Annotated in this window: 8 protein-coding genes and 2 pseudogenes; 4 read left to right on the top strand and 6 right to left on the bottom strand. The window is 69.9% G+C overall.

The annotated features are described in order from the left end of the window. From ALMP_RS07030 to ALMP_RS07020, 3 genes are all read right to left on the bottom strand, one after another. A partial coding sequence (locus ALMP_RS07030) for a response regulator transcription factor (RefSeq protein ID WP_264925358.1) occupies nt 1-319 on the bottom strand: 319 nt, incomplete at its 3' end. Between the two features lie 2 nt (nt 320-321). Next, the gene (locus ALMP_RS07025; protein WP_264925357.1) at nt 322-1518 is read right to left on the bottom strand and encodes a sensor histidine kinase; all 1197 of its coding nucleotides are present in this window, start codon (nt 1516-1518) and stop codon (nt 322-324) included. A 94-nt stretch (nt 1519-1612) separates the two neighbouring features. Then, entirely contained in the window at nt 1613-2755 is a 1143-nt protein-coding gene (locus tag ALMP_RS07020; RefSeq protein ID WP_264925356.1) for an ABC transporter substrate-binding protein, read from the bottom strand. Between the two features lie 686 nt (nt 2756-3441). Between ALMP_RS07020 and ALMP_RS07015 the strand changes: the two genes are divergently transcribed. From ALMP_RS07015 to ALMP_RS07005, 3 genes and pseudogenes are all read left to right on the top strand, one after another. Next, a complete protein-coding gene (locus ALMP_RS07015) occupies nt 3442-4236 on the top strand; it encodes a S1 RNA-binding domain-containing protein (RefSeq protein WP_264925376.1) in 795 nt (264 codons plus the stop codon). 110 nt (nt 4237-4346) lie between these two features. Beyond that, nucleotides 4347-4826: a hypothetical protein gene (locus ALMP_RS07010; protein WP_264925355.1), complete on the top strand. Its 480-nt coding sequence runs from the start codon at nt 4347-4349 to the stop codon at nt 4824-4826. A 19-nt stretch (nt 4827-4845) separates the two neighbouring features. Continuing rightward, nucleotides 4846-5439 (top strand): annotated as a pseudogene (locus ALMP_RS07005) (hypothetical protein); the annotation flags it as partial. A gap of 228 nt (nt 5440-5667) precedes the next feature. Here the strand turns inward: ALMP_RS07005 and ALMP_RS07000 are convergent. After that, nucleotides 5668-8151 (bottom strand): alpha-L-arabinofuranosidase C-terminal domain-containing protein, encoded by a 2484-nt coding sequence (locus tag ALMP_RS07000; protein WP_264925354.1) that lies wholly within the window; start codon nt 8149-8151, stop codon nt 5668-5670. Between the two features lie 135 nt (nt 8152-8286). Here ALMP_RS07000 and ALMP_RS06995 point away from each other — a divergent pair, with 135 nt between their 5' ends. Then, complete coding sequence (locus tag ALMP_RS06995; RefSeq protein ID WP_264925375.1) at nt 8287-8730, top strand: DUF6314 family protein; 444 nt, start codon at nt 8287-8289, stop codon at nt 8728-8730. On the opposite strand, the gene ALMP_RS06990 is transcribed toward ALMP_RS06995, so the two are convergent. Together ALMP_RS06990 and ALMP_RS06985 are read right to left on the bottom strand one after the other, a co-directional pair. Beyond that, complete coding sequence (locus ALMP_RS06990; protein WP_264925353.1) at nt 8712-9305, bottom strand: histidine phosphatase family protein; 594 nt, start codon at nt 9303-9305, stop codon at nt 8712-8714. The genes ALMP_RS06995 and ALMP_RS06990 overlap by 19 nt on opposite strands. Before the next feature lie 127 nt (nt 9306-9432). Next, nucleotides 9433-9867, bottom strand: a pseudogene (locus tag ALMP_RS06985) (GNAT family N-acetyltransferase); the annotation flags it as partial. Nucleotides 9868-9873 lie beyond the last annotated feature (6 nt).

Here is a 9873-nt window from a genome sequence, read left to right as displayed (position 1 = left end):
CCCCCGCCTCCACGGCGCGGACGACATCGCCACGACCGCTGTAACTGGTCAGCATGACGACATGGACATCCGGTGCGGCGGCGGTGATTCGGCGTGTGGCCTCGATGCCGTCCAAGCCGTCGTCCGACGTGGCGGCATCCGACAGACGCAGGTCCATGAGCACCACGTCGGGCCGCAGTCGCCGGGCAAGGCTCACTGCCTCTGCGCCGTCGCCGGTCTCGCCGATCACGTCGAGGCCGGGCTCGCCCTCCAGCAGGGCGCGCAGGCCGGCCCGGACAACCGTGTGGTCATCCACGATCAGGATCCGCAGCGTCTTCATGGTCACGGTGTGCCGGCCAGGACGCGGTCGGCCGCGGGCAGCATCGCACGGACGCGGGTGCCGCAGCCGGGGGCGCTGTCGAGGGTGAGCGTGCCACCGATGGCTTTCAGGCGTTCACGAGCGGCGGCCAGTCCGAACCCGCGGTCGGGACCGATGGGGTGAGTGGTTTGCTGGTCGAAGCCCCGTCCGTCGTCCCGGACTTCGATGGCGGCGCCGCCGTCCTCGTAGGTGAGGGTGACATGGACATGGGTTGCTTGGGCGTGTTCTCGGGCGTTGGCGAGGAGGCCCTGAGCCACCCGCAGCAGCGTCACGGCCCGTTCGGTGGGCAGGAGAAGCGGTCTTCCTTCGGTATGGAAGGCGACGTGTGGTGCGGTGGTGGAGGGCTGAGGGCGGGTGCACAGGTCACGCAGGGCCGTTTCCAGGCCGTCCCGCTCCAGTGCGGGCGGTGTGAGGTCGCTGATGATGCTGCGAGTTTCCTCCAGGTGCGCGCCGAGGGCCTGGGAGACGGCACGCACCTGGCGCAGGGCGGCGTCCGGGTTGCGTTCCCAGTCCCGTTCGGCGGCCTGCAGGAGCATGCGGCTGCCCGCGAGTTCCTGGGCGAGGGTGTCGTGCAGGTCCCGGGCGATCCGCGTCCGCTCGGCGAGTCGTCCAGCATCGCGTTGACGCTTCGCCAACTCACCTCGTGTGGCAGCCAGTTGGCTGTTCAGGCGCTGCTGCGAGCGGTAAAGGACGACCGTGGCGCCGACGGCGGCGAGCGGGGGCGCCAACACATCGAGGTCGACGCCTCCGCCGATCCGCACCAGGGAGGCAAGCAGGCCGGCCGTGATCGCGCCGAGTGCCGTCGCCGCCACCCGGCGCCCGGGCATCCGCAGCGCCAGCACCGCGAGCGGAACGGCGAGCCATGTGTAGGCGAAGGCGAGTGATACCGGGAGCTGCCAGGACACCCAGGCCCACAGCAGCATCAGCGTCCCCAGCCAGACCGGCCGTCCCGCGACACCGAACCGGTCCCAGCGGGCCGGCCCGGCGATGTAGAGCAGTCCGAGTGCGGCGATGACCGGTGCGACCCTCCAGCACACCTCGTTGTCCAGCTCGACGAGCCGCACGAGAGTGCCCGCGACCGGGAGCAGGAAGACCAGGTGAGGAAGGTGCCGCACGGTCGGGGACAGCCGGTGGCGTACGACGGGGATGGTGGGGGGCACTCGGACTCCCTGCGGCGGGCCGGACGCAGTGACAACGGTGCCAGAAGTGTAGGACGAGCCCTGTGTGTCCCGGATAAACCGCCTTCTGCCGCGGTCACCGCCCCGGGTGCAGGCCCAGCCACCCCGGCGACGGGTCGCCCTTGACCTCGCCGAAGTACAGGGCGAAGGTCTGCTTCAGCCGCTCGATCCCGGCACGGTCCTCCATGAATGTCGGGAAGCCGTCGACGTGGGCGTTCGGGAAGTCCCAGACGGGCTTGAGGCGCGCGTTCGGGGTGATGTCCTCACGGACCGACCAGCCGTTGAAGGCTGCCTTCTGACGAGCCTCGGACAGCTGCCAGTTCATGTAGAGCTTGGCCGCCGCCGGATGGGCGGCCTGCTTCAGGATGGCGGCACGCTGACCCCAAGCCATGAAGGGGGCCTCGTCCGGGAGGACCCATTTCAGCGTCGTCGAGGTGGAGACAGCGCTGCCGGAGCCACCGACGCCGATGATCTTCTGCTTGCTGGTGACCGCGGCGCCGGGAGTGTTGGTGCCGCGAGCGAACTGCGGCTGCTGGGCGGCGAACGCGGCCACCCAGTCCCAGCCGTAGGTGCGCTGGTAGAGGGAGTAGAGGTAGAGGACCGCGTCGTCGTCGTTCGGGTAGGAGGACGCGATGGCGTTCTTCCAGCGGGCGTCGACCAGATCGGCAGCCGTCTTCGGGGCGTCGGTGCCGACGGCCTGGATGTCGTACATGAAGCTGAAGGCGATGACCATCAGCGCCGTCCACGCACCGTCGGGGTCCTTGAAACCCTTGTGGACCTCGGAGAAGCCGGCGGGCTTGTAGGCGAGCAGCTTGCCCTGGCGCTTCCAGCGGGTGAAGTCCTGAAGGGTCTGCAGCTGGACCACGTCGGGGACCAGGGTGCCGGTCGCGAGCTGGTTGTCGACGCGGACGTCGTGGTACTTGCTGTAGTCGACGACGACCGTCAGCTCGACCTCGGGGAAGGCAGTGGCCCAGGCGGTCCGAACGGCCGCGGCCTGGCTGTCGACGTCGCCGCCCTGGTAGAGGACGAGCTTGCCGCCCTCGGCGACAGCGGCCTCGTACAGCTCATCCAGCGAGCGCCGCTCCTCACGGACTCCGAACAGGGCAGCCCCGGAAGTGCGGGGGCCCGATGCGGCAGACGCCGGGACGGCAGCGGCCCCGGCGAGCGCGGCGCCCGCGCCCGCGGCGAGCAGTCGGCGCCTGCTGAAGTCCGTGGACATGGTGGGAATCCTCTCCTCGTGTCTGATCCGTGATGTCGTCGGCGACTCAGGCGCGACGGCCTGACCAGTCTTGCGGGACGGGGCCCTGTTCCGCGTCGCCCGTAAGCCGGGACCGGATTCAACCGTTCGATGGACTTCAAAGGTTCACAGACACCGCGGCAGCGACCAGTGGTGACGGCACAGAACGCAGGCCCGGCAATCTCGGCGCGCCTCACGCCGAGTCCGCCCACTGTCCGATGAGCTGCGTGGCCCGCTCGGCGTGTTCCTCGTGCAGGTTGTGCCCGACGCCGGGCCAGTGGTCCACGCGGGAGCCGGGCACGTTCAGTGAGCAGTGTGCATCGTGAAAAATCGGTGAGTTCGGATACGGCCGCGAGGATGGCGTCGGGTCCGTGGGTGTCGACGAGGTCGACGAAGGGCTGTAGGTCGTGGCCTGCCGCACCAATCCCGTCAGCCGGATGGGGGCGTCGGCGAGCGCGAGCCACCGGTTGGCCTCGTCGGCGAAGCACGCCGCCGACGAACGCCTACGCGACGTCGTGGACAAGGCGAGGTTCTTGGCCTCCCGCCCTTGTACTTGGGGTAGTCCCGTCACGCTGTGTTGCGGGTGAGCCCTGACACGCTGGTTGGAACCAGTGTGGCCGGCGCCGACTAGGCTCACCTCCATGTCCGAGCCAGCCCCTGACCCTCGCATGCAGTCCTTGATCAACCAGCTCCGGCCGGGGGCCGTGAGAACGGTGAAGGTCATCGGGTTCGACGGAGCGGACGTCCTGGTGCGGCTCGTAGATGCCGAAGGGGAGAAAGTCGAGATCGGCCGGATTCCTCGACATGAGGCGTCGATGCGTCGGATGGAGCATCCATCCGAGCTGTTCGAGGTCGGCCAGGAGATCTGTGCCGAAGAGATCGGGCGCTGGCGCGAAGGTCAGCTTCACCTCTCCGCCAGGGCGTGCAAGATTCCGGCCTTGCGGTCCTTTCTGCTCGCGTTCGAGCGAGGGCAGGTCGTCACTGGGACGGTCTCTGAGGTTCACCACTTCGGGGTCTTCGTCCACGTCGATGGCGAACCGGACGGCCTGTGCACCGGCTTCATCCGGGTGCCGGACCTGACGTGGGGCTGGATCGACCACCCCTCCGAGGCAGTCGAAGCCGGCCAGCGGATCACCGCTGAGGTGATCATTGCCGAGACGCGCTCCGGACAGGTCACGCTCTCGTTGAAGGCTCTCCAGGAGGATCCACTCATTCGCTTTGCGGATCAGGTCGGCCAGGCCCTCACCGGGCCGATCACCAAGATCGTTCCTTTTGGCGTATTCGTGCAGCTTGCTCCCGACGTTGTGGGGTTCCTTCACCTCTCAGACCTGACTGACGAGCCGGTCGACACCCCGGATCAGCTCGTCGATGAAGGCGAGCTGATCACAGTGAAGGTCGCCGAGGTCGACCTCCAGCGTCACCGGGTGCGACTGGGCGCCGCCGGCGACGCGGACAGAACCTAGCGGTGCCCTGACCTGTCACTGGTACGCCTCGCTTCGAGCTGCCCACCGCAAGCCAACGGGACAAGTCGCCCGGGGACAAGGCCGTGGTTCAGCCCCGTAATCTCCATGCCATGGGCAACGTCTTCCGGGCCGGCGCGGACAACCTGTACCTGTCGAACGGCGGCACCGAGGTGTTCGTGGAGGTGCTGACCCTCGCCGTCGCCGAGCTCGCCGCCGAGCCGTGGGAGCTGCGGTTCGGGGCGCTGCTGGCCGCGCAGGACCAGCGGGTGATGGGCCGGGGAGCGGTCGGCTTCGACCTCACTGAGCTGGACTGGGGTGCCACCGCGGCGGAACGGGCCGCCGCCAGGGGCTTCCTGCTGCGCGTGATCGACCTCGCCGCCGGCCGGCACCGCTGGGACGAACTCGGGTACGACCCTCCGTACGTCTCGGACCACCTGCTGCGGTTCCGGCGGATGGTCGAGGCGTTCGAGCCGCCTGCCACCGCCCCGCCCGGCGAGGCGCTTCCCGCGCCGGCCGTCGCCTCGTGCGCCGCGCACCGGGTGCTGAGCGGGCTGCCGCTGTGGGAGGGGTGTGTCTTCTGCCACCGATGAGCCCCGGCATGATGATCACATGACACCGATCACCGGACTGGATCTGACCGGCTTCACCGAGCGTGAGCCGGGCGTGTGGACCGACGCGGCGGGACTCGTCCTGTCGGTCCACTTCTTTCCGCTCGTCCCGGACCTGCCGGCCCCGCTGCACGAGACGGAGCGGCTGGGGGCCGGGCTCGCGCAGGGCGTGGCCGCGGCCGGTGGCGGACTGATCGAGGCGGTGCCGGGTGCCGTGGACGGCGTCCCGGCGCTCCGCCAGCTGGTGAAGATGCCCTTGTCCAGCCGGCCGGGGCAGGCCTTCCTCGGCACCTGGACCATCCCCAGGGCCGGATGCAGCACGGTCCTGAAGGTCCAGGCCGCGGAGGGTGCGACGACCGGCATGCGGGAGGCGATGGTCATGGCCCAGGTGGGGCCGGCCGACTACTTCCGGCCCCACCCGTACGTCGGCGGGCAGCTGGGCGGGCTGCCGTACCACGTCGGCGACCACGAGCAGTGGGACGCGCGGTTCCCCGACCACCCGCTCACCCTCGTCCGGGCGGCGCTGAACCGGATCACGCCCACGGTCACCCTCGACGAGCGCTTCAAGGCCCTGCCGCCGTTCGCGGGCCCGGCGACCCAGCAGGCATCCCAGGCACCCCAGGGTCCACAGGGGACCCAAGCACCCCAGCACCCGCAGGCGCCGCAGCACCCGCAGGCACCGCATGGTTCCCACCAGTACCCGCAGGCCCCGCAGCCGCCGTACGCCGCTCAGCCGCCGTACGCCCCGCAAGCGCCGCAGACGCCGCCCAAGCGGGGCTGGTTCCGGCGGAAGAACGGCTGACCACGCACCGGAACCGGCGGTCTACCGCTGCTTGATCCTCAGGAACGTGATCGAGTTCGCCGGGAAGGTGTACGTGAACTCGCCGGCGACCCCGGTGAAGGTGGACGTGACCGGGGCGACCGGGGTCTGCGTCTGCGTGTTGACCGCGTCCGGCGCGGCGGCCAGGGTGGTCACCTTCGCGCGGGAGGCGACCTTGGCGCCGCCCAGGTCGATCGCGGTCCGGGCGTCGGCGGACTGGGCGTTGACGACCTTGACGATGAGGTCACCGGTCCGCTTGTCCTTGGTGACGACCTGGCGGAACGGCTCGGCCGGCTTGTCGTCGGTGAAGCTGCCCCACTCCTGGCCGTCGAGGTAGAGGGTGACCTGGCGGCCCCGCACCTTGATGTCGATGTCGTAGGCGCGGCCCGTCTCGATCGTCCCGGGCTTGGAGATCAGCGTCGACTTGCCTCCGTCCACGGCCTGCTCGACGGCGCTGGTGGTGTTGTTCCAGCCGCCGAGGTTCCACCAGTAGTAGTTGCCGGTGTCCTTCACGCCGAAGGCGACGAGGAAGCCCTCCTTGCCGGACTTCTTGGTGGCCTTGACGTGCAGGTCGTAGTCGTGCCAGTCCTTGTCGCCGGCCGAGACCATGGTGTTCTCGGCGGCGGCGTCCGTCTGCACGTACTGCCCGTCCTGGATCGACCAGCTGCCGCCGCCGGTGTGCGTCCACCGGGAGGCGTCACCGGAGAAGTCGTCGCCGAGCAGTGTGCCGCCGTCGGCGGAGGTGACCTTCACGTCGTCGTACGCGGCGCTGGTCGCCCACGTCGAGAGGCCGACGGCGCCGGTGATGGGGCCTTGCATCGAGGGCGTGCCGGTGGCCGTCGAGGGGACGACGCGGTCGCCGACGTTGTTCATGAACAACTTCTGGACCTCGTAGTTGGCCGAGTTCCAGGAGGCGTGATTGTTGAACCACACCATGTCGGGGCTCCACTGGACGTAGTCCTCGTTGGCGAACAGCGGGGCGTAGGAGGCGAGTTTGACGATGTCGGCGTTGCGCTCCAGGCCGGTCATGAAGGCCGCCTCGGCGAGGCCGTTCTTGAAGGCGTTGCCCCAGGAGGCGTACTCGCCGAGGAAGACCTTGGGGCCCTTCCTGTCGTAGGAGTCGTAGCGGTCGTTGTTCTGCAGGAACCACTGCGGGTTGTTGTAGTAGTGCTCGTCGACCATGTCGACCCCGGCCTCGCGGTTGAGCCGCCACGCCGTGTCGAAGGTCGAACCGGCGTCGTCCGGGCCGGAGTTGGAGACAACGGTGATGTCCGGGTACTTCGCCTCGATGGCGGCGCGGAACTGCTTGAACCGGTCCATGAACTCGACCGGCAGGTTCTCCTCGTTGCCGACCCCGATGTGGGTGAGGCGGAACGGCCTGGGGTGGCCCATCTGGGCGCGCTTCTTGCCCCAGGTGGAGGTGACCGGCCCGTTGGCGAACTCGATGAGGTCCAGGGTGTCCTGGATGTGCCGCTTGAGCAGCGCGTCGTCGACGACGGCCTTGTTCTGGCCGCAGCCGGTCACCAGGGCCGGGACCACGGGCAGCGGCATCGCTCCGATGTCCTCGGCGAAGCGGAAGTACTCGTAGTAGCCGAGGCCGTAACTCTGGTTGTATCCCCAGAAGTTGGCGTTGGTGGCGCGCTCCTCGACGGGACCGATGGTGTCCTTCCACTGGTAGGAGCGGGCCCGCTGCCAGCCGGACGCCTCGCTGTAGTCCTGCATGGAGCCGGTGTTGACCAGGCAGCCGCCGGGGAAGCGCAGGAAGCCCGGGTTCAGGGCGGCGACCTTCTCGGCGAGGTCCTTGCGCAGGCCGTTGGGCTGATGCTTGTAGGTGTCGCGGGGGAAGAGGGACACCATGTCGAGGGCGGCGGCCGCGGCGGAGCCGACGGTGAGGCGGCCGGTGCTGCTGGTGCGGGTGGCGGTGAAAGTGGCCTTGTACTTGGCCCAGCCGCCCTTCACGGCCACCTGGCGGACGGTCGCCAGCGTGCCGTCGGCGTCCCGCAACGAGACGGTCAGGGTCGTGCCGCCCTCGGCGCGGGCCCACACCGAGAAGTCGTACTTCTTGCCCTGCTCGACCCGGATGCCGGTGTTGTACCCGGCGTTGGTGACGGAGGAGCCGGCACCCAGGGAGAGGTAGGTGCGGTTGCGTTCGTTGAGGCGGCCGCCGTCGTTCACGGTCTCGGCGGTGCCGTCGACCGTCCAGGAGGTCAGCGGGGTGTAGGAGCGGTTGTCGACGGTCGAGTACTCGAAGGAGCGGTTCTGCACGAGTTCGGCGTACAGGCCGCCGTCGGCCGCGCGGTTGATGTCCTCGAAGAAGACGCCGTACATCGTGTCGTCGATCGTCGCGCCCTTGGCGGTGGGGTCGACGGTGATCTCGTAGTCGATGACCTCGGCGGCCTGGGCGGGGGCCGGTACAGCGGCCGCGGCAAGCAGGAAAGCGCTTGCCGACAGGCCGAGTCTCCAGCCGGTGCGGGTGGTGCGTGACATGGATACTCCGCGGCTCAAAGGATGGGTCGTTCGAAATATCAGACAATGATCAGCACTTCGAACGGCAAGATAGGGAGGGGGCGGCAGCGCGTCAATGGGGCGCGCGGCAACGGACGGGACGGAGAGCGGGGCCTGATGGGCGAGTTCTGGCCAGTGCCGGACGTGCTGGCGTACCTGGCCGGGAGCTGGCGGGTACGCCGGTCGGCGCGGGATCCGGCGAGCGGGACGGAGGGCCGCTTCGAGGGGACGACCACTTTCCGGCCACTCGGGGACGGCGGCCTGCTGCACCACGAGTCGGGCACGTTCGTCTGGCAGGGCGTCGCGCGCCCCGCCGAGCGGACCCTGCGCTTCCTGCCCGGCGCCTCACCCGGGACGGCGGACGTCCGCTTCCAGGACGGGCGCCCCTTCCACGACCTGGACCTGACCACCGGCCGCCATCTCGCCGACCACCCGTGCTCGGCGGACCTCTACCGCGGTGAGTTCACCGTCCGCGACGCCGACCACTGGCGGACCGTGTGGCGGGTGGGCGGCCCCGCGAAGAACCTGGTCCTGACCACGGACTACGTCCGGGAACGCTGAGCCGACGCCCCGTCGAACCGCAGGTTCCAGCGGCCGCACCGCCCGGTGAGCGCGGTCGTCGACAGCGGGCGCACGTCGATGTTCCAGTACGACGAGGGCGGCGCCTTGAGAGCGTAGACCAGGGCCGCGCGGATCACGCTGGGCTCCGCCACGGCGACGATCCGGCCACCGTCCTCGACCGGCCGGGTGTCGAGCCAGCCACCCACCCGGGAGATGAAGGCGAGCAGCGACTCGCCGCCGTGCGGGGTGGCCTGGGGGTCGGCGAGCCAGGCGTCCACCGCCTCCGGTTCCCGCGCCATCGCCTCCCCGAGGGTGAGCCCGCGCCACCGGCCCATGTCGCAGTCGCGCAGCGCGAGCTGCACGAGCGGGGCGTACCCGAGGGCGTCTCCGGTGGCGCGGCTGCGCGGGGTGGGCGAGCAGTAGCGCAGCTCGGCGGCCGCGAGCGGCAGGAGGTCGCCGGCCACGCCCAGTACCTCGTCCCAGCCGGCCTGATCCAGCGGCTGGTCGTCGTCGAAACGCTCCGCGAGCAGCGGGGAGCTGCGCGCGGCCGCGACGAACGTGACCCGCAGTGCCATGCGGTGATGGTGAGGCGCGCAAGTGCGCAGGTCAAGGGGTGTTGTCGGACGACTTCTCGAATCCCTCGGACTCCTCACTCCTGTCCGGCTTCAGCAGCTCGTCCGGCTCGTCCGGCTGGTCGAGCTGGTCGAAGAACAGCGCCATCCAGCGCTCCGGCTTCTCCAGCCCCTCGAAGCCGATCTTCTCGTACATCCCGTGCGCGTCGTGGGTGGCGAGCAGCAGGCGGCGCAGTCCGTGCGGCCGCAGGTGGTCGCGAACACCCGCGACGAGCGCCGTCCCGAGGCCCTTGCCGCGTACGGCGGGGTCCACGTACACGTCGCACAGCCAGGCGAAGGTCGCCAGGTCGGTCACGACCCGCGCGTAGGCGACCTGCTCGCCCGACGCCGTGTCGTACACCCCGAAGTTGAGCGACCCGGCCATCGCCCGGTCGTGTTTCTCGCGCGCGCGGCCGAGCGCCCAGTAGGCGTCGGTGGACAGCCACCGGTGCACGCGGACGGCGTCGACGCGGGCGGGGTCGGCGGAGATCTCGTAGCCCTCGGCGAGGGGCGGGACGTCGGTCATGGAGGG

It is taken from the genome of Streptomyces sp. A012304 (assembly GCF_026008495.1).
Taxonomy (GTDB): domain Bacteria; phylum Actinomycetota; class Actinomycetes; order Streptomycetales; family Streptomycetaceae; genus Streptomyces.
The sequence above is the reverse complement of the archived record's forward strand: the minus strand, read 5'-3'. Positions and strand labels throughout refer to the sequence as shown.

What these genes read in the sequence shown, in the direction of transcription:
- ALMP_RS07020 (WP_264925356.1), bottom strand. Translation starts at nt 2,755, where the DNA reads ATGTCCACGGACTTCAGCAGGCGCCGACTGCTCGCCGCGGGCGCGGGC.
- ALMP_RS07015 (WP_264925376.1), top strand. Translation starts at nt 3,442, where the DNA reads ATGCAGTCCTTGATCAACCAGCTCCGGCCGGGGGCCGTGAGAACGGTG.
- ALMP_RS07010 (WP_264925355.1), top strand. Translation starts at nt 4,347, where the DNA reads ATGGGCAACGTCTTCCGGGCCGGCGCGGACAACCTGTACCTGTCGAAC.
- ALMP_RS07000 (WP_264925354.1), bottom strand. Translation starts at nt 8,151, where the DNA reads ATGTCACGCACCACCCGCACCGGCTGGAGACTCGGCCTGTCGGCAAGC.
- ALMP_RS06995 (WP_264925375.1), top strand. Translation starts at nt 8,287, where the DNA reads ATGGGCGAGTTCTGGCCAGTGCCGGACGTGCTGGCGTACCTGGCCGGG.
- ALMP_RS06990 (WP_264925353.1), bottom strand. Translation starts at nt 9,305, where the DNA reads ATGGCACTGCGGGTCACGTTCGTCGCGGCCGCGCGCAGCTCCCCGCTG.